Here is a 22,284-nt window from a genome sequence, read left to right on the forward strand (position 1 = left end):
ACCCTCTCCCTCGGCATCGACCAAGCCCACCTCCCCCCGGGATCAGCAGGCAGCGTCGTCCGCATCGAGACCCGCGAATCCACCACCACCCCCTACCTCGACATCACCTTCGGCGACTGAGATCGGACGGCCCGGGCGGCCAGGCCAGAGCTCCGCGACGCCTCAGCGCACCGCCACCGTCGCGCGGTCGCGGCCGGTGAGGTCGCGCTGCGTGGTCGCTCCGCGCCAGCCGTCGGCGGTGAGCAGGGCGCGGATCTCGGCGCCCTGCAGCTCGCCGTGCTCCATCACCAGCACTCCCCCGGAGCGGAGCAGGCGGAGGGCGGTCGCCGAGAGCGAGCGGACGACGTCCAGGCCGTCCTCGCCTCCGTAGAGAGCCGAGGGCGGGTCGAACAGGCGCACCTCCGGGTCGCGCGGGACGGCGGCGGCCGGGATGTAGGGCGGGTTCGAGACGACGACGGAGATGGTGCCGTCCAGCTCGGGAAGCGCCCGGGCGAGGTCGTCGAAGACGATGCGGGCGTTCTCGAGCCCGAGCCGCTCGCGGTTGCCACGGGCCCAGATGAACGCCTCGGGAGCGTTCTCCACGCCGATCACGCGCGCGTGCGGCACCTCGTGCGCGAGCGCGAGCGCCAGGGCTCCGCTGCCCGTGCCGAGGTCGACGGCGATCGGCTCCGGGTCGACGACCGCGCGGAGCGCGTCGATCGCGATCTGCGCGACGCCCTCGGTCTCCGGGCGCGGGACGAACACGCCGGGTCCGACCGCGAGCTCGAGCGAGCGGAACGGTGCGATCCCGGTGATGTGCTGCAGGGGCTCGCGAGCCGACCGGCGCTCGATCGCGCTCGCGAACGCCGCGGCGTGCTCCTCGTCGACGCTCAACCCCGTGATGAGGCGCGCCTGCAGCCGGCCGCGGCCGAGCCCGAGCAGGTGCCCGAGAAGCAGCTCCGCATCGACGTCCGGCGTGGGGACGCGGGCGGCGGCGAGGCGGGCGACCGCGTCCGCGAGGAGGGTGCGCGCGTCGACACCGGTGGTCACGAGGGTCACGCCTCCTCGGAGCCGATGTCGGCCAGGCGGGCCTCCTCGTCGGCCTGGATGGCGCTCTCCACCACCGGGTCGAGCGCGCCGTTCATCACGCCGTCGAGGTTGTACGCCTTGTAGCCGGTGCGGTGGTCGGCGATGCGGTTCTCGGGGAAGTTGTAGGTCCGGATGCGCTCGGAGCGGTCCATCGTGCGGATCTGCGTCTTGCGCGCGTCCGAGGCCGCCGCGGCGATCTCCTCCTGCTGGCGGGCCAGGATGCGAGCGCGGAGCACGCGCATGCCCGCCTCGCGGTTCTGCAGCTGGCTCTTCTCGTTCTGCATCGACACGACGATGCCGGTCGGGAGGTGGGTGATCCGCACGGCGGAGTCGGTCGTGTTGACGGACTGCCCGCCGGGACCGGAGGAGCGGTACACGTCGATCTTCAGGTCGTTCTGATTGATCGCGACCTCCTCGGGCGCGTCCACCTCGGGGAACACGAGCACGCCCGTGGTCGAGGTGTGGATCCGCCCCTGCGACTCGGTCACGGGGACGCGCTGCACCCGGTGCACGCCGCCCTCGTACTTGAGGTGCGCCCACACGCCCTGCGAGGGATCGGTGGCGTTGCTCTTGATCGCGACCTGCACGTTCTTGTAGCCGCCGAGGTCGGACTCGTCGCGGTCGAGGATCTCCGTCTTCCAGCCCTTCGCCTCGGCGTAGTGCAGGTACATACGGAGGAGGTCGGCCGCGAACAGCGCGCTCTCGGCTCCGCCCTCGCCGCCCTTGACCTCCATGATGACGTCGCGGCCGTCGTCGGGGTCGCGCGGGATGAGCAGGCGCCGCAGCTTCTCCTGCGCCACCCGCAGCGACTCCTCCAGCTCGGGGACCTCCTCCGCGAAGGCCTCGTCCTCGCGGGCGAGCTCGCGCGCGGCCTCGAGGTCCTCGCCGGCCTGGATCCAGGCGGAGTGGGCCGCCTTGATCTGGCTCAGCTCCGCGTAGCGCCGGTTGACCTTCTTGGCGCGGGCGGCATCGGCGTGGAGTGCCGGGTCGGAGAGCTGCGTCTGCAGGTCCTCGTGCTCGGCGAGGAGGACGCTGACGGATTCGAACATGGGGTCCTGGCTTCCGGAGGTGGTCGGGGTCGGGCTCATCGCCCGGGGACGCGAAAACGTCCGCGGCCGCCCCCGGTGACAGGGACGACCGCGGACGTCGGGGCGCTAGTGGTGGCCGTTGCCGTGGCCGGCGGTGGCCGGGCCGACGGCCGACTTCGAGACCTGCATGAGGAACTCGACGTTGGACGAGGTCTCCTTCAGGCGCGACAGGATGATCTCGAGCGCCTGCTGCTGGTCGAGCCCGGCGAGGGCGCGGCGCAGCTTCCAGGTGATCTTGACCTCGTCGGCGCTGAGCAGCATCTCCTCGCGGCGCGTGCCGGAGGCGTTCACGTCGACGGCGGGGAAGATCCGCTTGTCGGCGAGGTGGCGGGAGAGGCGGAGCTCCATGTTGCCGGTGCCCTTGAACTCCTCGAAGATCACCTCGTCCATCTTCGAGCCGGTCTCGATGAGCGCCGTCGCGAGGATGGTGAGCGAGCCGCCGTTCTCGATGTTGCGCGCCGCGCCGAAGAACTTCTTCGGCGGGTACAGCGCCGAGGCGTCCACGCCGCCCGAGAGCACGCGGCCCGAGGGAGGAGCGGTCACGTTGTAGGCGCGGCCGAGACGGGTGATGGAGTCGAGCAGCACGACCACGTCGTGGCCCAGCTCGACCAGGCGCTTGGCGCGCTCGATCGCGAGCTCGGCGACGGTCGTGTGGTCCTCGGCCGGGCGGTCGAAGGTGGAGGCGACGACCTCGCCGCGCACGGTGCGCTGCATGTCGGTGACCTCCTCCGGACGCTCGTCGACCAGGACGACCATCAGGTGGACCTCGGGGTTGTTCTGCACGATCGCGTTGGCGATCTGCTGCAGGACGATGGTCTTGCCGGCCTTGGGCGGCGCGACGATCAGGCCGCGCTGTCCCTTGCCGATCGGGGCGACCAGGTCGATGATCCGCTGGGTCAGCTTGCCGGGCTCGGTCTCGAGGCGCAGGCGCTCGGTCGGGTAGAGCGGCGTGAGCTTCTGGAACTCGACGCGCGCAGCGGCCTCCTCGACGGTCTGGCCGTTGATCGAGTCGACGCGGACGATCGCGTTGTACTTCTGGCGGCCGCCGCCCTCGCCCTCGCGGGGCTGGCGGATGGCGCCGACGACCGCGTCGCCCTTGCGCAGGTTGTACTTCTTGACCTGGCCGAGGGAGACGTAGACGTCGCTGACGCCGGGCAGGTACCCGGTGGTGCGCACGAAGGCGTAGTTGTCGAGGACGTCGAGGATGCCGGCGACCGGGATGAGGACGTCGTCCTCGCCGATCTCGGGCTCGAAGTCGTCGCCGATCGCTCCGCCGCGGCGCTTGCGGTCGCGGTAGCGGCTGCGGCGGCCGTCCTCGCCCTCGGCCTGCTGGCCGTTCTGGGGCTGTCCGGAGCCGTTCTGCTGAGGAGCCTGCTGGCCCTCGGACTGCGCGGTGCGCGCTCCCTGACCGTTCTGCGGCTGGGACTGCGCGGCGGGGCTCTGCTGAGCGTCGTTCTGGCGGTCGTCCCCGCGGTTGCGGTTCCGGTTGCGGCGGTTGCGACCGCGGCCGGTGCCCTGCTGGTCGCCGTTCTGCTGCTGGTCGCCGCCCTGCTGCTCCTGCTGGTCGCCGGAGTCGGAGGAGTCGGCGTCGTTCTCGGCGGGCGCCTGCTCGGCCTGCTCGCTCTGCTCGGAGGCGCCCCCGCGGCTGCGGCGGCGTCCGCGGCGCTCGCGCTGGCCGCCCTCGCGGGAGGAGTCGTCCGACTCCGGCCCGTTGGGCAGCTCGATGTCGATGACGGGCTTCGCGGCCTGGTCGGCGTCGCGGTCCTGCTCGATGACGGGGAGGTCGGGGATCAGCGACTCGACGCCGGTCCCGCCGGGGATGTTGAGGTGCTCGCCGGCGGCGACGGTGCCGCTGGAGGCGCGGCGCGAGCTGCGTCGGCGGGGCGCGCGCTCGGCTGGCTCGGCGACCGGCTCGGCCGCCGCGGGGAGCTCGAGCTCGACGGGGGCCGACTCGGCGGCCGTCGCGGAGGGCTCGTCGACGGTGGGCGCGGCCTGCTCGAGGACGTCGGCCGTGTCGGCCTCGGTGCTCTCGACGGGCGTCGGCAGCTCCGCCGGCGCCTCGGGCTGCGGAGCGGACTGCTCGGCCACATCGGCCGGCTCGGCCTCGACGCCGGTGGCGTCGACGTCCGGGGCGACCGCTGCGTCGTCCGGAGCGACCGCGTCGGCGATCGCGGCGGGCGCGTCCTCGGCGGAGGCGGCGCGCAGGTCCGAGATGGCCTGGACCAGCTCGCCCTTGCGGAGCTTGGAGGCGCCGCCGAGGCCGAGCCGCGTCGCGAGAGCCTGGAGCTCGGCGACGCGCAGACCGGAGAGGTCGGCGGTGAGGTCCACGGTCGAGCCGTGGGTGTTGACGTCTGTCACTGGAGAGGGTTCCTTCCCCCCGGGAACGAGTGCTCACCGGGAGAGCTCATCGACCGTGCGGTGCCATCGCGTGTTCTGATCCACGCGATGCTCTCGGCCGCCGGGACCGACTGCCGCAGAGAGCGAGGAGAGGGCCCGGAGACCAGGCGCCGGTCTGCAAGAGGAGCAGGGGCGCCCTTCACACGATGTGATGGCCGTGGTTGTCGGGACGATCCGTCGGACAGATTCCGCTCGTTACGCGGTTCCTCGGGATGCGGTCCCCACTGTAGCACCCTTGAAGTCGACGGCCAGCATGTGCGCGCGCCACGGCGTGGGGGCCTCCCGCTCCACCAGATCCGCGGCGGCGAGGCGCTGGGCGGGGTCGCTGCAGAGCACCAGGACGCTCGGTCCGGCACCCGAGACGACGGCGGCGTAGCCGTTCGAGCGCAGCAGCGCGATCAGCGCTGAGGTCTCGGGCATGGCGGCCGCGCGGTAGTTCTGGTGCAGCTTGTCCTCGGTCGCCGCGAACAGCAGCTCCGGGCTCTGGATGAGGGCGGCGATCAGGAGCGAGGAGCGCGAGACGTTGAACACCGCGTCCTCGTGCGGCACGCTCTGCGGCTGCAGCGAGCGGGCCAGCCGCGTCGACATGGTGTGCTCGGGCACGAAGACGACCGGGGACACGCCGCGGTGGACCATGAGCTTCTTGGAGCGCGGGCGCAGCGGCGAGTCGTCGGCGCCGGAGGCGTGCGGCTCGACCCAGGCGATGGTGAGGCCGCCGAACAGCGCGGGCGCCACGTTGTCGGGGTGCCCCTCCATCTCGGTGGCGATGCGGAGGAGGTCGTCCGAGTCGAGCTCGACGACGCCCTCGAGCAGGCCCTTCGCGGCCATGATGCCGGAGACGATCGCGGCGCCGGACGAGCCCATCCCGCGGCCGTGCGGGATGATGTTGCGCGCGATCACCTCGATGCCGGGCATCTCCTGCCGCTGGTCGGCGAACGTGTACGCGATGGCCTGCACGACGAGGTTCGTCTCGTCGGTCGCCACCTCGCCCTCGCCGACTCCGTGCACGGTGACCCGCGCACCCGTGGCCGCGACGGCCGTCACGTCGAGCTCGTCGTAGAACGAGAGCGCCAGGCCGAGCGTGTCGAAGCCGGGGCCCAGGTTCGCCGAGGTGGCGGGGACCTTGACGTGGACGGTGCGGCCGACGGGAACCGCCGAGGTCATGCGCCGGCCAGCCCCAGCACGTCGGCGATCGCGGCGGTGTCGACGGGGACGACGGTCGGCGTGATGTCCGCGCCGTCGGCCGTGCGGAGCGCCCACTGCGGGTCCTTGAGCCCGTGGCCGGTGACCGTCAGGACGACGGTGGCGTCCTTCGGGATCGCTCCGGCCTCGGCGCGCTCGAGGAGCCCCGCGACGCTGATCGCCGACGCCGGCTCGACGAAGACGCCGACCTCGCCCGCGAGGATGCGGTACGCCTCGAGGATCTTCTCGTCGCTGATCGCGCCGAAGTAGCCGTCGCTGACGGTGCGCGCGTTGAGGGCGAGCTCCCACGAGGCCGGGTTGCCGATCCGGATCGCGCTGGCGATCGTCTCGGGGTGGCGGACCGGGGCGCCGTGCACGATCGGAGCGGAGCCCTCGGCCTGGAAGCCGAACATGCGCGGGAGGCGGGTCGACTCGCCGCGCTCCAGCTCCTCCGAGTAGCCGCGGAAGTAGGCGGTGTAGTTGCCCGCGTTGCCGACCGGGACGATGTGGAAGTCCGGAGCATCGCCCAGCACCTCGACGACCTCGAAGGCGGCGGTCTTCTGGCCGGCGATGCGGTCCGGGTTCACCGAGTTGACCAGGTGGACCGGGTAGTTCTTCGCGAGGTCGCGGGCGATGTCGAGGCAGTCGTCGAAGTTGCCCTGCACCTGCAGCAGCTGCGCGTTGTGCGCGATCGCCTGGCTGAGCTTGCCCAGGGCGATCTTGCCCTCCGGCACCAGGACGGCCGCGGTGATGCCGGCGTGCGTCGCGTAGGCGGCGGCCGACGCGGAGGTGTTGCCGGTCGAAGCGCAGATGACGGCCTTCGCGCCGTGCTCGACGGCCTTCGAGATCGCCATGGTCATGCCGCGGTCCTTGAAGGAGCCGGTCGGGTTCATGCCCTCGTACTTGACCCACACCTTCGCGCCCGTGCGCGCCGAGAGGGCCGCCGCGGGGATGAGCGGCGTGCCGCCCTCGCCGAGAGTGATGACCGGGGTCGCCTCGGTGACATCGAGGCGGTCCGCGTACTCGTGCAGGACTCCGCGCCACTGCTTGGCCATCTCAGGCTCCTTCAACTCGTAGAACGGACGTCACGGCGCCGACGAAACCATGCGAATGGAGGGCGGTGACGGTGGCCGCCAGATCGGATTCCGCCGCGGCGTGCGTGCCGATGACCAGGGTAGCGGTCGGCTCGCGCCGCTCCGCACCGCCCTGCTCCTCCAGCGGGTCGGCGCCGGGCGGGGTCTGCACCAGGGTCTCGACCGAGACGCCGTGGTCGGCGAAGACGCCCGCGATCTGCGCGAGCACGCCGGGGCGGTCGAGCACCTCGAGGGTGACCTGGTAGCGGGTGGTGACGTGGCCGATCGGGAGGACCGCGAGTCCGGAGCTCGCGCTGGTCACCAGGCCGGGGCCGCCGACGACGTGGCGGCGGGCGGCCGAGACGACGTCGCCGAGGACGGCGGAGGCCGTCTCGATCCCGCCGGCGCCGGCGCCGTAGAACATCAGGTCGCCGGCCGCCTCCGCCTCGACGAAGACCGCGTTGTTGGCCCCGTGCACGGCCGCGAGCGGGTGGGAGCGGTGCACGAGCGCGGGGTAGACCCGCGCGGACACGCCCTCCACGCCGGTCTTGGCGTCGGTCAGCCGCTCGCAGATCGCGAGCAGCTTGATCACGTAGCCGGAGTCGCGGGCCTGGTCGACCTGCGCCTTCGTGATGCCGGTGATGCCCTCGCGGTGCACCAGGGTGACCGGGACGTCGGTGTGGAACGCGAGGCGGGCGAGGATCGCCGCCTTCTGCGCCGCGTCGTAGCCCTCGATGTCGGCGGTCGGGTCGGACTCGGCGTAGCCGAGCTCGGTCGCGCGGGCGAGCGCGTCCTCGAGGCTCGCGTGCTCGGTGTCCATCCGGTCGAGGATGTAGTTGGTCGTGCCGTTGACGATGCCGAGGATGCGGTGGACCCGGTCGCCGGCGAGGCTGTCGCGCAGCGGCCGGATGATCGGGATCGCGCCGGCGACGGCCGCCTCGTAGTTGAGCTGGGCGCCCACCTGGTCGGCGGCCTCGAAGAGCTCGTTGCCGTGGGCGGCGAGCAGCGCCTTGTTGGCCGTGATCACGTCCGCGCCCGACGAGATCGCCGTGAGGATGTGGCTGCGGGCGGGCTCGAGCCCGCCGATCAGCTCGACCACGATGTCGGCGCCCAGGATCAGCGACTCGGCGTCGGTGGTCAGGAGGTGCTTCGGGATGTCGGCGGTGCGGGGCGCGTCCACGTCCCTGACGGCCACGCCCACGAGCTCCAGCGGCGCCCCCACGCGCTGGGCGAGCTCGTCGCCGTGGTCGAGCAGGAGGCGCGCCACCTGGGCACCGACGGACCCGGCGCCCAGCAGGGCGACGCGGAGGCTGCGGTACTCGATCATCGGGAGGTGGCCTTTCGTTCGATGCCGGCGTCGCGGCGGAGGAGGTCCTCCTCGGTCTCGCCGCGCACGAGGACGCGCGAGCGCCCGTCGCGGACGGCGACCACCGGGGGGCGCCCGAGGTAGTTGTAGTTGCTGGCGAGCGACCAGCAGTAGGCGCCGGTCGCGGCGACGGCGAGCAGATCGCCCGGCCGCACGTCCGCGGGCAGGAAGTCGTCGTGGACGACGATGTCGCCCGACTCGCAGTGCTTCCCGGCAACCCGCACGAGGGCGGGCTCGGCCGAGGAGGAGCGGTCGGCGATCCGCGCCGTGTAGTCGGCGCCGTAGAGCGCCGGACGGGCGTTGTCGCTCATGCCGCCGTCGACGCTGACGTAGCGGCGGACCGCGGTCGAGCCCTCGGAGCCGACCGTCACGTCCTTCACGGTGCCCACCTCGTAGAGGGTGACGCCGGCGGGCCCGATCAGCGAGCGGCCGGGCTCGATCGCGATGTGAGGCACCGGGACGCCGCGGGCGGCGCACTGCTCGGCCACCGCGTCGGCGACGGCGGCCGCGATCTCGGCGATCGGGGTCGGATCGTCGGCGCTGGTGTACGCGATGCCGAAGCCGCCGCCGAGGTTGAGCTCCGGCACGGGGCCGTCCGCGAGCAGTGCCGCGTGGACGTCGAGCAGGCGCGACGCCGACTCCGCGAACCCGGCGGAGCCGAAGATCTGGGATCCGATGTGGCAGTGCAGCCCGAGGAACCGCAGGGAGGAGAAGGAGCGTATGCGGGCGACCGCGGCCGGGCAGTCGGCGAGTGCGAGGCCGAACTTCTGGTCCTCGTGCGCCGTGGCGAGGAACTCGTGGGTGTGCGCGTGCACTCCGCTGTTGACCCGGAGGCGCACCGCCTGCACGCGGCCGTGCCGCTCGGCCGCGGCTGCGACGCGCTCGATCTCGACGAGGCTGTCGAGCACGATCGTGCCCGCGCCCACCTCGACGGCCCTGTCGATCTCGCGGAGCGACTTGTTGTTGCCGTGGAGGCCGAAGCGCTCGGGCTCGATCCCTGCGGCGACGGCCACCGCCATCTCGCCGCCGCTGGAGAGGTCGAGGTTCAGGCCCTCGTCGCGCATCCAGCGGGCGACCTCGGTCGAGAGGAACGCCTTGCCCGCGTAGTAGACCGTGACGCCGGTGCCGATGCGGCCGAGCTCGCGGGCGAAGACCTCGCGCATCTCGACGGTCCGGCGGCGGGCGTCGGCCTCGTCCACCACGTAGAGAGGAGTGCCGTGCTCGCGCACCAGCTCGGCGACGGGCACTCCGGCGATCCGGATCCCGCCGTCCTCGCCGCGCTCGGCGCTGTCCGGCCACACGCCGTCGGCCAGGGCGTTCGGGTCGGCGGGCGTGTGCAGCCACTCAGGCGCGAGCGGATGCCGGGGGGCGCGGGCGCGGGCGTCGACGGTGTCCACGGGTGAGACCTCACAGGAGAGAGTGGGAGCGTCACTGCGGGGCGAGCGGGTCCGGATTGACCCCTGAAGCCAGCGATGTCAGTGTTCGGCCCGCGGAAGACGCCGGCACAGGGCTCCGATCCTACCGGTCCGGGGCGGCGGCGCCGCGCGGGCTCAGGCGCAGGTGCCCGGTTCCTGCTCCGCGGGGTCGCTGAGGAACGTCGGAGAGAGCGCGAAGCTCGCGTTCAGCGACTCGTCGGCGACCTCGACCCCGGTCAGCGTCAGTCCGCGCGGCACCGAGTCCGCGATGCACACGGAGGACGGAGCGAGCAGGTCGCCGGAGACGGCGCCGAAGCGGTCGCGGAAGTCGGTCGCCGAGAAGGTCGCACCGGCGGCGGAGACCTCGGCCGGGGTCAGCCGGATGGCGCCGTCCACGGCGGCGAGCTCCATCCCCACGCCCGCGCCGAGCCGGAGGCCCAGCACCTCGACGGAGGCGGTCACGCGCACGAGCGGAGCGTCCAGGGTCACCTCGTCGACAGGAACGGTGCTGCGCTCGGTGACGAGCCGCGAGACCGAGGCCGCGTCGATCGCGACCGTCGTGCTGCCGGACTCGACCGCTCCGACGCCGCTCACCGGCACCCCGATCAGGGTCGCGGCGACGTCGCCGTCGAGCTCGCCGAACGTCACGTCCGAGCTGCGCAGGTCGAGCCGGTCCAGCCGCCCCGAGACGAGCTGCGGGAGCACGGCCCAGCCCGCGACGTCGACGTCCACCGCCCGGTCCGCGGGCAGTGCGAGCGCCTCGCGGAGGCTCGCGGCGGCGCGGTCCGCGACGGCGCGGCGAGCGAGCGAGTCACCCACCACCGCCGCGACCACGAGCAGCACCAGCACCACGACGACCACCACGGCCGCGCGTCCCCCGCGCCGGCGCCGCGGCGCCGCCCCCGACGCGCTCACATCCGGTCCGGGGCCGTGACGCCCAGCAGGGAGAGCCCGTTGCGGAGCACCTGCCCGGTCGCCTCGTTCAGGCGCAGCCGGGTCGAGTGCACGGCCTCGACCGGGTCCTCGCCCTGCGGCACGACCCGGCAGTTGTCGTACCAGCGGTGGTAGAGGCCGGCGATCTCCTCGAGGTACCTCGCGACGCGGTGCGGCTCGCGCAGCTCCGCGGCGTGCGCCACGATGCGCGGGAACTCCTGCAGGCCGCCGAGCAGCGCCGACTCGGTCGGATGCACCAGCGTCTCGGGCGCGAACGGCTCGACGGGGACGCCCGACGCCGCGGCCTTCGCCGCGACCTGGCGGGTGCGCGCGTGGGCGTACTGCACGTAGTAGACGGGGTTGTCGTTGCTCCGCTTGGTCAGCAGGTCGAGGTCGATGTCGAGGGTCGAGTCGGCCGAGGAGCGCACCAGCGAGTAGCGCGCGGCGTCCACGCCGACGGCCTCCGTGAGGTCCTCCATCGTGACGACGGTCCCCGCCCGCTTGGACATCCGGACCGCCTCGCCGTCGCGGAGCAGGTTGACCAGCTGGCCGATCAGGATCTCGAGGTTCACGCCCGGGGTGTCGCCGAACGCCGCGCACATCGCCATCATCCGGCCGATGTAGCCGTGGTGGTCGGCGCCGAGCATGATGATCGCCCGATCGAAGCCGCGCTCGCGCTTGTCGAGGTAGTAGGCGAGGTCGCCCGCGATGTAGGCCGCCTCCCCGTCGCTCTTGATGATGACGCGGTCGCGGTCGTCGCCGAACGAGGTGGTCCGCAGCCAGGTGGCGCCGTCCGCCTCGAAGATGTGCCCGAGCTCGCGGAGGCGCTCGATCGCGCGGTCGACGGCACGCGACTCGTGCAGGGAGTTCTCGTGGAAGTACACGTCGAAGTCGACGCCGAACTCGTGCAGGCTCTGCTTGATCTCGCCGAACATCAGCTCGACGCCGATCGAGCGGAAGGTCTCGGCGAGCTCCTCCTCGGGCAGGACGGCGAGGTCGCCCGGGTAGGCGGCCGCGACGCGCTCGGCGATGTCGCCGATGTAGGCGCCGCCGTAGCCGTCCTCCGGGGTCGGCTCGCCGCGGTGGGCGGCGAGGAGGCTCCGCGTGAAGCGGTCGATCTGCGCGCCGTGGTCGTTGAAGTAGTACTCGCGGGTCACCTCGGCGCCCTGCGAGAGGAGCATCCGGGCCAGGCTGTCGCCGACAGCCGCCCAGCGCGTCCCGCCGATGTGGATGGGGCCGGTGGGGTTGGCGGAGACGAACTCGAGGTTCATCCGGACGCCGGCGTAGGCGGACCCGGTGCCGTAGGCCTCGCCCGCCTCGACGATCGCGCCGGCCAGGGCGCCCGCGGCCGCGGCCTCGAGCCGGACGTTGAGGAAGCCGGGACCGGCGACCTCGACCGTGGCGACGCCCTCGACCGCGCCCAGCCCCTCGGCCAGCTCGGCGGCGAGCTCGCGCGGGTTCGCGCCGACCCGCTTCGCGAGCTTCATCGCGATGTTCGAGGCCCAGTCGCCGTGGTCGCGGTTCTTCGGGCGCTCCAGCACGACGTCCGAGAGCTCGACGCCCGCATCGCTCCCCCGTCGCTGCACGGCGTCGAGGACGAGGGCGTGCAGGGAGGCGGCGAGCTGTTCGGGAGTCACGGGGAGCGATTCTACCGGCCGCCGCGCCCGCGCCCCCCGTCCCTCCTGCACCGTGGGGCCGCTCGGCAGGGCGGCGTTGCTAGGGTGCGACGCATGCGCCGTCCCGCCGCCCTCCTCCTCGTCGCCCTCGCCGCGGCGGCCCTCTCCGGCTGCTCCCCCGCGGCCGACCCGGAGCCGAGCGCGAGCGGCGCCGTCAGCGGCACGCCGATCCCCCTCGCCTGCGAGCAGCTGGTCCCGGCCTCGGCGCTCGCGGGCCTGTGGAGCGGATTCTCCCCGGACGACGGCATCGGGACCACCGCCGTCTCCGAGGAGATCGCCCAGTACGACGGCCTGGTCTGCGGATGGTCCGACGATTCGGGCGCCGAGCTGCAGCTGGCCGTGGCCCACCTCGACCCCGCGGTGATCGAGGCGCTCAAGAACGAGTTCTTCACCACCAGCAAGGCCGTCCCCACCTACGGCAAGCCGCCGGAGATCGAGGGCTACTACCAGGTGGCCGAGGGGCGGGGCGTCGCGGACGCCTTCGTCGGCGAGTACTGGATCGAGGCGTCCAGCGCCTCCTTCGTCGAGCCGGGCGACCCCGAGCCGCTCGTGCGGTCGGCGATCGGCGTCCTCGCCGGCTGAGCCCCGGCGTCAGCCCAGGCGCACCGGCGAGACGTGGTCGTCGACGAGCGCCGCGTCGCAGTCGGCCTCCACGCTCATCCCGGTCAGGCGCAGGTCCGTCAGGTAGCTGCTGAGGAACGCGGTGTCCGCCGTGTCCCGGCCGGACGAGATGCGCAGCATCGACCCGCGCGGAGCCAGCCGGGTCGCGTCCACGACGTGCCAGGCGCCGCCCACCCAGGCCTCCGTGACCGCGTGGAAGTCCCGCGGCTCGAGGCCCGGCGCGTAGACCGCCGTCACCCGGGCGGGGATGTCGAGGGCGCGGAGCAGCCCGGCGACCGTGTGCGCGAAGTCCCGGCACACGCCCTGGCCGCTCTCGATGACCTGCGCCGCTCCCCCGGTGCCGACCGTCGACCCGTAGACGTACGACAGGTGGCCGTGCACCCATTCCTCGACGGCCGTCAGCGCCTCGAAGCCCCGGGCCCGCCCGAATTCGCGCCGGGCTATCCCGCCGAGCACGTCCGCCTCGGCGTACCGGCTCGGCCGCAGGTACTCGACGAGCTCGAGCTCGCTCGGCTCGTCCGGAGCGCCGTGCCCGGCGACCCGCGCCCGGTACTCGACCCGCAGGTCGCCCTCGTTCCCCGCGACGCGGTGCACGCGGGCGCCGTGCCGCGCCGGGAACTCCCGCACCGGCACGTCCTGCCCGTCGAGCCGGACGGTGAAGGAGTCCTTGAACGAGTCGCCCGTGGGCGTCGCCGCCACCAGGAAGATCAGGTCGGTCGGGCCGTTCAGACGCAGATCCAGCGAGGCGGAGACAGTGCGCAGCATGGCTCCATCGTGGCATGCGCGAGGACCGCTCCCGGCGTCGGGGCCCGCCCCGCCCGGGTGCTAATGTGGTCAGGCACTCCTGGCCCCCATAGCTCAGGGGATAGAGCACTGCCCTCCGGAGGCAGGGGCGTAGGTTCGAATCCTACTGGGGGCACATCCGCGGTCCTGCGCTCCCTTCCCTCGCATGCAGGCGCTCAGCTCCGGTGCTCGACGCCCCTCGAGGCGCACCCCTCCACCACGGACCGAGCGGCGTCACCCGGTGGGCGACCGAGTCCGACCGTGGCGGTCCTCACCCGGCGCTCCGACCCTCCCCGGACAGCACGAAGGCCCGCGATCGTCGATCACGGGCCTTCGGAACGTTCACCACCGGCACTCGGCCGGTCGGGCTCACTCGTAGAGGTGGAAGGTGCCGGCGCAGTCGGCCGAGCAGAAGCCGTCGCGGCGACGGGCCGAGGTCCCTCCGCAGGCTTCGCAGCGGCGGCGTCCGAGCATCCGCGAGATCAGGCTCTGAGGCGCCGACGCGACCACCGAGACCGGGGTGTCGGGGCGCACGGGGGCTCCCGTGGTCGAATCGAGCTGGATCCCAGCGGTGTCGAGCGTGGCGCGAAGCATCCGTGTTCCTTCCGATCGGTGAACCATGTGCGAGCACTGTATTGCCAGTCCCTGAGATTCTGCGAAGGGCTTGACGCGGCTCGCGATCGAGAGTAGCCGAAATCGACATATGTCGGTCAGTCGGGATCGACCCGGGGAACGACGAACAGCCGCGCCCCCTCCTGGCGGAGAGAGGCACGGCTGTTCGGGTGTCGGGGATCGGTGGGCGGACGACGCCGGAGCTCATGGGAGCGGGGCGTCGGGCCCGGAACGACCGGGAAGTGGGCCTAGTACGCGCCGCTGGTGCTCCGGGTGTCGATCGCCACCGTCGATGCGGGAACCGGCGCCGGTCGCAGGGCGGGGAGCGAGGCGCTCCTGCCCGTGCGGAACGGCAGCAGGACGAGCATGACGGGGAGAAGGACGATCCACAGGAGGACCGACAGCGCGAGACGCGCCCAGATGGAAAGAATATTGAGCATGTTTGTGCCGCCTTCGGGTGACGGTAGAGGTGAACTTCGCGAACAGTATCATCGGGCCGACGGGGGGAGAAGAGTAGAATTGCGCCATTGATCGCGCCTCTCCCGCCACGCCCCCGAGCGGTCTGTCACTCCTCATTCGTCGCCGAGCGCCGATCGGATGGGTCGATCCCGCATCCGATCGACACACGGCCCGCCCAGAGCGTCCTCCTGGGAGCCGGGCCGTAGGGTGAGCGCGTGAAGATCCTTGTCGTCGAAGACGATCCAGCCATGGGTGAGGCCCTCGTCGGCGGCCTCGAAGACGCCGGCTACGAGGCCGTGCTGACCACGAACGGCATCGACGCGCTCGTCGCGTTCAGCAACGCCGAGTTCTCGGCCGCCATCGTGGACGTCATGCTCCCGGCGATGTCGGGCTTCGAGATCTGCCGCCGGATCCGCGAGCTCGGCCGGCCCACGCCGATCATGCTGCTGACCGCGCGGGACGCGATCGAGGACCGCGTCTTCGGGCTCGACGCCGGAGCGGACGACTACCTGACCAAGCCGTTCGCGTTCACCGAGCTCAACGCGCGCCTCCGGGCCCTCCTGCGCCGCAGCCCGTCGCTGATGTCCACCTCGATCGACGTCGGACGCATCACCGTGGACGGATCGAGCATCCGGCGCACCGCCGACGGCTCGCGCATCCACGTCAGCCCGAAGGAGCTCGAGCTCCTCAAGCTCCTCATCACTCCCGTCGGCTCCGTGGTGACCCGCCAGCGGATCCTCTCCGAGATCTGGGGCGGCGGCGAGATCGTCGACAACAACATCGTCGACCAGTACGTCAGCTACCTGCGCAAGAAGCTCCCGACCGAGGACACGGGCGTCAGCATCGTGACCGTCCGCGGCAAGGGCTACTTCCTCCGCCCGGTCGAGTAGCCCGTGTCGCGGATGAGCACGGCACGCCGCAGGGTCGGCGCGCTCTCGATCCGCGCGAGGATCACCGTGGGAACGGTCGCTGTGGCGACCGCCCTCTTCGCGCTCGCGGCGCTGCTCTTCTACCAGGTGGTCACCGGCATCGTCGACCGCAGTGAGCGGACGATCCTGATGTCGATCGAGGACGAGGTGCGCCGCGACATCTCGGCGGGCAACGTCCCGCGCACGCAGGGCTCGTCGACGGGCCAGCTGTTCCTCGCCCTCGCGCCCGACGGGAGCGTCAGCACCTCGACCCTGCCCTCGCGGCTGAGCGGCGAGGTGCTCAGCGCTCTGGCTGAGGAGCCGGCCGACACCTCGCCCCGGTACGCCGACGTGACGACGGCGAACGGCAGCTACCTGGTCCGCTTCACGGCCATCGAGAGCGATCGCGGCGTCTGGCAGGTCGCCTCCGCGCGCGACCAGGCCGCGTCGCAGCTCGTCCTCGACGACTTCGCCCACGTGCTCGTCTACGCCGCGATCTTCCTCGTCGTCACGTTCGGGCTCGCCTCGTGGATCCTGACGGGCGCGGCCCTCGCCCCGGTGCGGCGGATGCGGGCGCGCGCGGATCAGATCGCCGCCGAGCCCGGGCAGGGCGACCAGCTCCCGGTCGTCGGCACGCGCGACGAGATCGACGAGCTCGCGGTGACGCTGAACGCGTTCCTGACCAAGCAGACCGCGTCGCTGGCCCGGGAGAAGCAGATGGTGTCGGATGCGAGCCACGAGCTCCGCACTCCCCTCGCCGCGCTCTCCGCGCAGCTCGAGATCGCCCACCATCGCGTCGACGATCCGGTCGCGGTCGACCGGGTCATCCTCGACGCGCAGAAGAGCGTCGACCGGCTCGTGCGCCTCGCGTCCGCCCTGCTCGACATCTCGCGCATCGAGAGCCGCACCGTCCGCCCGACCGCTCCCTTCGCCGAGCTCGTCGACGAGCTGGTGGGCGCCGTCGACCGCACCCGCCTGCTCGCCTCGGAGTCGGGGGTGGAGATCGACTACGAGATCGACGAGCGCGAGCCGGCGCGGCTCTACGCGGTCGCGTCCCAGGACTTCGGCCGGGTGATCGACAACCTCGTGAGGAACGCGATCCAGGCGATGAACGGCGGCGGCATGATCGTCGCCTCCCTCTCGCAGTCGGACGGGCGCCTGATGCTCACCGTCTCGGACGACGGACCGGGGATGCCCGACGCCTTCATCCCGGTCGCCTTCGACCGCTTCTCCCGCCCGGACGACTCCCGGACCCTCGCCTCCGGCGGCAGCGGTCTGGGGCTGGCCCTGGTGCACACCACTGTGCTCTCGGCCGGCGGGACGGTCGCCCTGGTCAACCGCTCCCCCCGGGGTCTCGCGGTCGACATCGTCCTCCCGCCCGTCGGCTCCGCCTGAGCCGCCCCGCCCCGGGAACGACGAAGGCCCCTGGCGGACCGGGGGCCTTCGTGGAGGATCGTCAGCGCGGGTCGTCCTCGGGGCGGACGGGCTGCGGCTGCGGGTCGCCGACCGCGGCGGGCGGCGGAGCCCAGGCCGTCTGCGGCGCCTCCGCCGGGGAGGTGCCGCCGTCGAGCAGGTTGCGCGCGCGGTTGACCACCTCGGGGTCCACGAGCACGGAGTAGCTGGTCGCGATCACCTGCATGGTCGAGGTGAAGTCGCGACGGCGGCGGTTCACGGCGTAGGAGGCGAGCCCGAAGAGCATCCCGAAGCCAGCGCCGAGGAGGACCGCCGCGATGAGGAAGGAGAACTCCGTCGTCGGCGAGAAGATGATGAGCAGGAGGCCCAGGAAGACACCGAGCCAGGCGCCGGAGGCCGCTCCGGCGAGGGCGACGCGGCCCCAGGTGAGCTTGCCGGTCACCCGCTCGACGCTCTTGAGCTCGTTGCCGATGATGGCGAGCTGGCGCACCGGGAAGTCGGCGCGGGCGAGCACGTCGACGGCGGCCTGCGCCTCCTGGTACGTGTCGAACGTGGCGAGGATCTCCCCGCGCGGGATCGTGGGGAAGGCCGGCCCTCGGCCGCTGAACGGCGTCTGCTGAGTCACCCGGACAGAATCGCACAGGCCACTTGAAGGTCTCTGAACGGATTCGGAGAACCGGCCGAGGGCGAGCCGGGAACGCTCGGCGTCCGCCCGGCTGCACGGGACTAGGTTTGTAGCCGTGAGTTCCGCCAGAGTCTTCGTCGCGCGCTTGGCCGGATGCAGTGTCTTCGACCCGGCCGGCGATCGCGTCGGCAAGGTCCGCGACGTGCTCCTGGTCTACCGGCAGAACGACGCCCCGCGGGTGGTCGGCCTGGTGGTCGAGATCCCCGGGCGCCGTCGCGTCTTCGTGTCGATCGGCCGGGTCACCAGCATCGGCAGCGGCCAGATCATCACCACCGGGCTGATCAACGTGCGCCGCTTCGAGCAGCGGGGCGGCGAGGTCCGCGTCATCGCCGAGCTCCTCGGCCGCCGGGTGAGCTTCGTGGACGGCTCCGGTGACGCGGTCGTCGAGGACGTCGCGATCGAGGAGGCCGCTCCCGGCGAGTGGGAGCTCGCGCAGCTCTTCGTCCGCCGGCCCAAGACCAGCCCCTCCCCCTTCGCCAAGGGCGCGACCGCCTTCGCCGGCTGGCGCGAGGTCCGCGAGAGCGTCTCGACCGAGGCGCAGTCCGCCGAGCAGTACGTCGCCAGCCTCTCCGAGCTCAAGCCCGCCGACCTCGCCAGCACGCTCCTCGACCTGCCGCAGCAGCGGATGCTCGAGGTCGCCGGCGAGCTCTCGGACGACCGCCTCGCGGACGTGCTCGAGGAGATGCCCGAGAGCGAGCAGGTCGAGATCCTCGGCCGGCTCGACGACGACCGCGCCGCCGATGTGCTCGACCAGATGCAGCCGGACGACGCGGCCGACCTGATCGCCCAGCTCTCGGAGGAGCGCGGCGAGGCGCTCCTGGAGCTGATGGAGCCCGAGGAGGCGGACGACGTCCGCATGCTCCTCACCTACGCCCCGGAGTCCGCCGGCGGTCTGATGACCACGGAGCCGATCATCGTCTCCTCCGAGGCGACCGTCGCCGAGGGTCTCGCCCTCATCCGCCGCCACGAGCTCGCCCCGGCCCTCGGCGCCGCCGTCTGCGTCACACTGCCGCCCTACGAGCCGCCGACCGGCCGCTTCCTCGGCATGGTGCACTTCCAGCGGATGCTCCGCTACCCGCCGCACGAGCGCCTCGGCACCCTGCTCGACCAGAGCATGGACCCGATCACGCCCGAGACCTCGGCGGCCGAGGTCGCCCGGATCCTGGCCAGCTACAACCTCGTCTCGGTGCCCGTCGTCGACGCGTCCCACCGCCTCGTCGGCGTCGTGACCATCGACGACGTCCTCGACTACCTCCTCCCCGACGACTGGCGCAGCCACGGCGACGACGACGAACCGAGGAAGCCGGTGACGACGGCGACGCAGGGCGTCCCGCTCGTGCCGCCGGCACCCGCGGCGACAGGCAGGACACGACGGGGACGGAGGGGCGCGCGTGGCTAGGGACACCAAGCAGGACCGGCGCCTGGACGCTCCGAAGGGCTTGCGCACCCGCGTCCTCTCCCGGCGGAACCGCCCGAGCAGCGACCGCTTCGGCCGCCTGACCGAGTCGTTCGCCCGCGGCATGGGCACGCCGTGGTTCCTGGTCGGGATGACGATCTTCTGCGTCTTCTGGCTGATGTTCAACACCTACGGGCCCGCGGACGCGCGCTTCGACTCGCAGGCCCTCGGCTTCACGGTGCTGACGCTGATCCTCTCGCTGCAGGCCTCCTACGCCGCGCCGCTGCTGCTGCTCGCGCAGAACCGCCAGGACGACCGCGACCGCGTGCAGATCGAGCAGGACCGTCAGCGGGCCGAGCGCAACCTCGCGGACACCGAGTACCTCGCGCGCGAGGTCGTGGCCCTGCGCCTGGCGATCCGCGACATGGCGAGCAAGGACTTCATCCGCTCGGAGCTGCGCGGCCTGCTCGAGGAGCTCGAGAAGGATCGGGCGCAGGAGCCCGAGCGGCGCGATGCCTGACGTCGCCGCCATCGAGACCGCCGTCAGGACGGCGCTGGCCCGCGTCGTCGATCCGGAGATCCGGAAGCCCATCACCGAGCTCGACATGCTCGAGTCGGTCGAGGCGGGGGCCGACGGAGCCGTCCGCGTCGCGATCCGGCTGACCATCGTCGGCTGCCCGGCCGCCTCCGCGATCGAGCGCGACGTGCGCGAGGCCGCGGCCTCGGCTCCCGGAGTCACGGCGGTCGACGTCGTGGTCGGAGTCATGACGCCGGCGCAGCGCACCGCCCTCACCGAGCGCCTCCAGGGCGGGCGCCGGAGCATGCCCTTCGGCCCGGACTCGCTCACCCGCGTGTACGCGGTCACCAGCGGCAAGGGCGGCGTCGGCAAGTCGACCGTCACCGCCAACCTCGCGGTCGCCCTCGCTCGGCGGGGTCTCGCTGTCGGCCTCGTGGACGCCGACGTGCACGGCTTCTCCATCCCCGGCCTGCTCGGCTTGATGCACGACGGGCGCGTCGCGGGGCCCACCCGCGTCGGCGAGCTGATGCTGCCGCCGGTGGCGTACGGCGTGAAGGTCATCTCGATCGGGATGTTCCTCGAGGGCGACACCCGCGGGGCGGCCGTCTCCTGGCGCGGGCCCATGCTCCACCGCACGATCTCCCAGTTCCTCACCGACGTGTACTTCGGCGACCTGGACGTGCTCCTGCTCGACCTGCCTCCCGGCACGGGGGACGTGGCGATCTCCATCGGACAGCTGCTCCCCCATGCGGAGGTCCTCATCGTCACCACACCGCAGCCGGCGGCCGCCGACGTGGCCGAGCGCAGTGGAGCGCTCGCACGCCAGTCGGGTCAGCGCATCGTCGGAGTGGTCGAGAACATGTCGGGGCTTCCGCAACCCGACGGCTCGGTGCTGGAGCTCTTCGGCAGCGGAGGCGGGGCCGAGGTCGCGCGTCGGCTCACTGCTACGGGCGACGAGGTGCCGCTGCTCGCGTCGCTGCCGATCTCCGTCGCGCTGAGGGCGGGGGGCGACGAGGGCGTGCCCGTCGTCGTCGGCGATCCGGAGGATCCTGCCGCCCGGGCGATCGACGCCCTGGCGGCGACGCTCGCCGCGCGGCCGCGGGGACTGACCGGCCGTCGGCTCCCGCTCGCCGTCGGCTGACGCCTCCGCGCGGCTTCGTGCGGGCGGCGTCGGTCGAGACGCCCGCCCGGCGCTCCTGCGGAGCAGGGCTCAGGTGGCCTCGGAGTCGATCGGCGGCGGCGCGACGCTCGAGAGCGTGCCGGAGGAGACGGAGCGCTGCATCGTCGTGTAGTAGCTGTCCTGCGCGGAGCCGGTGCCGCCCGGCACTACCGGAGCGGCGACAGCGGTGGGCGGTTTCACGGTGGGGGCCGGATCGTCCTCGAGCAGGGCGTCGCGGATGATGCGGCGGGGGTCGTACTGGCGCGGGTCGAGCTTCTTCCAGTCGACGTCGTTGAACTCGTCGCCCATCTCGTCCTTGACGCGCTCCCGGGCCTGCGTGGCGAATCCGCGCACCTTGCGCACGAGCTGCCCGAGCTGGGCGGCGTAGTGCGGGAGGCGGTCGGGACCCAGCACGAAGACGGCGATGACCCCGATGATGAGGAGCTTGTCGAACGTCAGACCGAACACGAGGACAACACTAACCCGCCGCGCCTCCCTCGCGGAGCCCGCGCGCCACCGTACCCTGACGATGCCCGGGCGCGATCCGCCCGGTGCACCGATCAGAGGAGCGCCCCCGTGTCCGACAAGGATGCCAACTGGAAGTACGCCGAGGACGCGGTCGTCGAGTCGGAGGCCATCGCCTCGGCCCGCCGGCTCTCGGTCGAGCTGGGCATCGACGCCGTCTCCCCCTCGATCGGCGCGCAGGCCGCGCTGGTCGCCGCCGCGGCGCGCGCGACCTCCATCATCGAGATCGGCACCGGCACCGGAGTGAGCGGCCTGTGGCTGCTCGACGGCGCCCCCGAGGCCATGCTCACCTCGATCGACTCCGAGGCGGTGCACCAGCAGCACGCGCGCGCCCAGTTCCACGAGGCGGGCATCTCGCCCAACCGGCTCCGGCTCATCCCGGGCCGCGCCCTCGAGGTGCTGCCCCGCATGAACGAGAACTCCTACGACATCGTCTTCGTCGACGGCGATCCGCTGCAGGTCATCGAGAACGTCGAGCACGCGCTGCGGCTCGTCCGTCCGGGCGGGACGGTCCTCGTCCCCCACGCGCTCTGGCGCGGACGCGTGGCCAACCCCGCGCAGCGCGACGAGATCGCGACGGCGTTCCGCACGCTGGTGGCCGAGGTCTGCGCCTCCCCCGCCGTGGTCAGCGTGCTCTCGCCGATCGGCGACGGCCTGCTGCAGGCCAACAAGCGCCGCGCCTGACGAGCGCGGCCGACCGCGGACAGACGGAACGCCCGCCGCACGGTGTGCGACGGGCGTTCACGACGGTGCGGATCAGGCGGGAGACACCACCGACGCGAGCGCGTCGTGCAGCTCTTTCGCCTCTGCATCGTTGACCGAGACGACGAGGCGTCCGCCTCCTTCGAGCGGAACGCGCACGACGATGAGTCGGCCCTCCTTAACAGCCTCCATCGGTCCGTCTCCGGTCCTCGGCTTCATGGCCGCCATAGAGTTCCCCTTTCGTGACGTATCCCCCTATTATCGTGCATCCGCGGAGGTGTTCCGAACCGCGCCCGGAAGTCGGGC

At 72.5% G+C, this 22,284-nt stretch carries 22 protein-coding genes and 1 tRNA gene; 8 read left to right on the forward strand and 15 right to left on the reverse strand.

The window, feature by feature from the left end:
• Positions 1-162: 162 nt before the first annotated feature.
• From prmC to argS, 9 genes are all read right to left on the reverse strand, one after another.
• Complete coding sequence (prmC, locus tag C5C49_RS02100; RefSeq protein WP_104345308.1) at positions 163-1,038, reverse strand: peptide chain release factor N(5)-glutamine methyltransferase; 876 nt, start codon at positions 1,036-1,038, stop codon at positions 163-165.
• Positions 1,035-2,117, reverse strand: a complete 1,083-nt coding sequence (prfA, locus tag C5C49_RS02105; protein WP_104345309.1) for a peptide chain release factor 1 — start codon at positions 2,115-2,117, stop codon at positions 1,035-1,037. The genes prmC and prfA overlap by 4 nt, the downstream gene beginning before the upstream one ends.
• A gap of 105 nt (positions 2,118-2,222) precedes the next feature.
• Positions 2,223-4,514, reverse strand: coding sequence for a transcription termination factor Rho (gene rho, locus C5C49_RS02110; protein WP_104345310.1), 2,292 nt, complete (start codon positions 4,512-4,514; stop codon positions 2,223-2,225).
• Positions 4,515-4,748: 234 nt separating this feature from the next.
• Positions 4,749-5,717, reverse strand: a complete 969-nt coding sequence (thrB, locus tag C5C49_RS02115; protein ID WP_104225562.1) for a homoserine kinase — start codon at positions 5,715-5,717, stop codon at positions 4,749-4,751.
• On the reverse strand, positions 5,714-6,790 hold the full coding sequence (thrC, locus tag C5C49_RS02120) for a threonine synthase (RefSeq protein ID WP_104223003.1): 1,077 nt from the start codon (positions 6,788-6,790) through the stop codon (positions 5,714-5,716). The genes thrB and thrC overlap by 4 nt, the downstream gene beginning before the upstream one ends.
• A 1-nt stretch (position 6,791) precedes the next feature.
• Positions 6,792-8,135: a homoserine dehydrogenase gene (locus C5C49_RS02125; protein ID WP_104223002.1), complete on the reverse strand. Its 1,344-nt coding sequence runs from the start codon at positions 8,133-8,135 to the stop codon at positions 6,792-6,794.
• A complete protein-coding gene (gene lysA, locus C5C49_RS02130) occupies positions 8,132-9,571 on the reverse strand; it encodes a diaminopimelate decarboxylase (RefSeq protein WP_104345311.1) in 1,440 nt (479 codons plus the stop codon). Before lysA ends, C5C49_RS02125 begins: the two co-directional genes overlap by 4 nt.
• Before the next feature lie 153 nt (positions 9,572-9,724).
• Positions 9,725-10,453, reverse strand: a complete 729-nt coding sequence (locus C5C49_RS02135) for an LmeA family phospholipid-binding protein (protein WP_104262485.1) — start codon at positions 10,451-10,453, stop codon at positions 9,725-9,727.
• Between the two features lie 47 nt (positions 10,454-10,500).
• Entirely contained in the window at positions 10,501-12,159 is a 1,659-nt protein-coding gene (argS, locus tag C5C49_RS02140; protein WP_104345312.1) for an arginine--tRNA ligase, read from the reverse strand.
• A 93-nt stretch (positions 12,160-12,252) separates the two neighbouring features.
• Here argS and C5C49_RS02145 point away from each other — a divergent pair, with 93 nt between their 5' ends.
• Positions 12,253-12,780: a hypothetical protein gene (locus C5C49_RS02145; protein WP_104345313.1), complete on the forward strand. Its 528-nt coding sequence runs from the start codon at positions 12,253-12,255 to the stop codon at positions 12,778-12,780.
• Positions 12,781-12,789: 9 nt separating this feature from the next.
• On the opposite strand, the gene C5C49_RS02150 is transcribed toward C5C49_RS02145, so the two are convergent.
• A complete protein-coding gene (locus C5C49_RS02150) occupies positions 12,790-13,584 on the reverse strand; it encodes a transglutaminase family protein (RefSeq protein WP_104345314.1) in 795 nt (264 codons plus the stop codon).
• Between the two features lie 82 nt (positions 13,585-13,666).
• Between C5C49_RS02150 and C5C49_RS02155 the strand changes: the two genes are divergently transcribed.
• Positions 13,667-13,738 (forward strand) — tRNA-Arg (locus tag C5C49_RS02155).
• 233 nt (positions 13,739-13,971) lie between these two features.
• On the opposite strand, the gene C5C49_RS02160 is transcribed toward C5C49_RS02155, so the two are convergent.
• Positions 13,972-14,196, reverse strand: coding sequence for a hypothetical protein (locus tag C5C49_RS02160; protein WP_104345315.1), 225 nt, complete (start codon positions 14,194-14,196; stop codon positions 13,972-13,974).
• A 266-nt stretch (positions 14,197-14,462) separates the two neighbouring features.
• Complete coding sequence (locus C5C49_RS02165) at positions 14,463-14,654, reverse strand: hypothetical protein (protein ID WP_104345316.1); 192 nt, start codon at positions 14,652-14,654, stop codon at positions 14,463-14,465.
• Positions 14,655-14,888: 234 nt separating this feature from the next.
• Between C5C49_RS02165 and C5C49_RS02170 the strand changes: the two genes are divergently transcribed.
• Together C5C49_RS02170 and C5C49_RS02175 are read left to right on the forward strand one after the other, a co-directional pair.
• Complete coding sequence (locus C5C49_RS02170; RefSeq protein WP_258059273.1) at positions 14,889-15,563, forward strand: response regulator transcription factor; 675 nt, start codon at positions 14,889-14,891, stop codon at positions 15,561-15,563.
• Between the two features lie 66 nt (positions 15,564-15,629).
• A complete protein-coding gene (locus C5C49_RS02175; protein ID WP_181135688.1) occupies positions 15,630-16,976 on the forward strand; it encodes a cell wall metabolism sensor histidine kinase WalK in 1,347 nt (448 codons plus the stop codon).
• Between the two features lie 61 nt (positions 16,977-17,037).
• Here C5C49_RS02175 and C5C49_RS02180 read toward each other — a convergent pair whose 3' ends face one another.
• A complete protein-coding gene (locus tag C5C49_RS02180) occupies positions 17,038-17,619 on the reverse strand; it encodes a general stress protein (protein WP_258063423.1) in 582 nt (193 codons plus the stop codon).
• A 115-nt stretch (positions 17,620-17,734) separates the two neighbouring features.
• Here C5C49_RS02180 and C5C49_RS02185 point away from each other — a divergent pair, with 115 nt between their 5' ends.
• From C5C49_RS02185 to C5C49_RS02195, 3 genes are read left to right on the forward strand one after another with little or no spacing between them, the layout of a single operon-like run.
• On the forward strand, positions 17,735-19,078 hold the full coding sequence (locus tag C5C49_RS02185) for a magnesium transporter MgtE N-terminal domain-containing protein (protein ID WP_104225554.1): 1,344 nt from the start codon (positions 17,735-17,737) through the stop codon (positions 19,076-19,078).
• Positions 19,071-19,595 carry a DUF1003 domain-containing protein gene (locus C5C49_RS02190; RefSeq protein ID WP_104222991.1) on the forward strand — a complete coding sequence of 175 codons (525 nt, stop codon included), beginning with the start codon at positions 19,071-19,073 and terminating at the stop codon, positions 19,593-19,595. The genes C5C49_RS02185 and C5C49_RS02190 overlap by 8 nt, the downstream gene beginning before the upstream one ends.
• Complete coding sequence (locus C5C49_RS02195; RefSeq protein WP_104345318.1) at positions 19,588-20,733, forward strand: Mrp/NBP35 family ATP-binding protein; 1,146 nt, start codon at positions 19,588-19,590, stop codon at positions 20,731-20,733. The genes C5C49_RS02190 and C5C49_RS02195 overlap by 8 nt, the downstream gene beginning before the upstream one ends.
• A gap of 69 nt (positions 20,734-20,802) precedes the next feature.
• Here C5C49_RS02195 and C5C49_RS02200 read toward each other — a convergent pair whose 3' ends face one another.
• Positions 20,803-21,219, reverse strand: coding sequence for a twin-arginine translocase TatA/TatE family subunit (locus tag C5C49_RS02200; RefSeq protein WP_146076468.1), 417 nt, complete (start codon positions 21,217-21,219; stop codon positions 20,803-20,805).
• 108 nt (positions 21,220-21,327) lie between these two features.
• Between C5C49_RS02200 and C5C49_RS02205 the strand changes: the two genes are divergently transcribed.
• On the forward strand, positions 21,328-21,960 hold the full coding sequence (locus C5C49_RS02205; protein ID WP_104222989.1) for an O-methyltransferase: 633 nt from the start codon (positions 21,328-21,330) through the stop codon (positions 21,958-21,960).
• A 72-nt stretch (positions 21,961-22,032) separates the two neighbouring features.
• Here C5C49_RS02205 and C5C49_RS02210 read toward each other — a convergent pair whose 3' ends face one another.
• On the reverse strand, positions 22,033-22,206 hold the full coding sequence (locus C5C49_RS02210; RefSeq protein WP_068208299.1) for a DUF3117 domain-containing protein: 174 nt from the start codon (positions 22,204-22,206) through the stop codon (positions 22,033-22,035).
• Positions 22,207-22,284 lie beyond the last annotated feature (78 nt).

The organism is Rathayibacter sp. AY1E2 (assembly GCF_002932325.1).
Classification (GTDB): Bacteria; Actinomycetota; Actinomycetes; order Actinomycetales; family Microbacteriaceae; genus Rathayibacter.

Excerpts from the sequence above, each read along its gene's own strand:
- prfA (WP_104345309.1), bottom strand. The coding sequence starts at position 2,117 with ATGTTCGAATCCGTCAGCGTCCTCCTCGCCGAGCACGAGGACCTGCAG.
- thrB (WP_104225562.1), bottom strand. The coding sequence starts at position 5,717 with ATGACCTCGGCGGTTCCCGTCGGCCGCACCGTCCACGTCAAGGTCCCC.
- thrC (WP_104223003.1), bottom strand. The coding sequence starts at position 6,790 with ATGGCCAAGCAGTGGCGCGGAGTCCTGCACGAGTACGCGGACCGCCTC.
- C5C49_RS02125 (WP_104223002.1), bottom strand. The coding sequence starts at position 8,135 with ATGATCGAGTACCGCAGCCTCCGCGTCGCCCTGCTGGGCGCCGGGTCC.
- C5C49_RS02145 (WP_104345313.1), top strand. The coding sequence starts at position 12,253 with ATGCGCCGTCCCGCCGCCCTCCTCCTCGTCGCCCTCGCCGCGGCGGCC.
- C5C49_RS02150 (WP_104345314.1), bottom strand. The coding sequence starts at position 13,584 with ATGCTGCGCACTGTCTCCGCCTCGCTGGATCTGCGTCTGAACGGCCCG.
- C5C49_RS02160 (WP_104345315.1), bottom strand. The coding sequence starts at position 14,196 with ATGCTTCGCGCCACGCTCGACACCGCTGGGATCCAGCTCGATTCGACC.
- C5C49_RS02165 (WP_104345316.1), bottom strand. The coding sequence starts at position 14,654 with ATGCTCAATATTCTTTCCATCTGGGCGCGTCTCGCGCTGTCGGTCCTC.
- C5C49_RS02195 (WP_104345318.1), top strand. The coding sequence starts at position 19,588 with ATGCCTGACGTCGCCGCCATCGAGACCGCCGTCAGGACGGCGCTGGCC.
- C5C49_RS02210 (WP_068208299.1), bottom strand. The coding sequence starts at position 22,206 with ATGGCGGCCATGAAGCCGAGGACCGGAGACGGACCGATGGAGGCTGTT.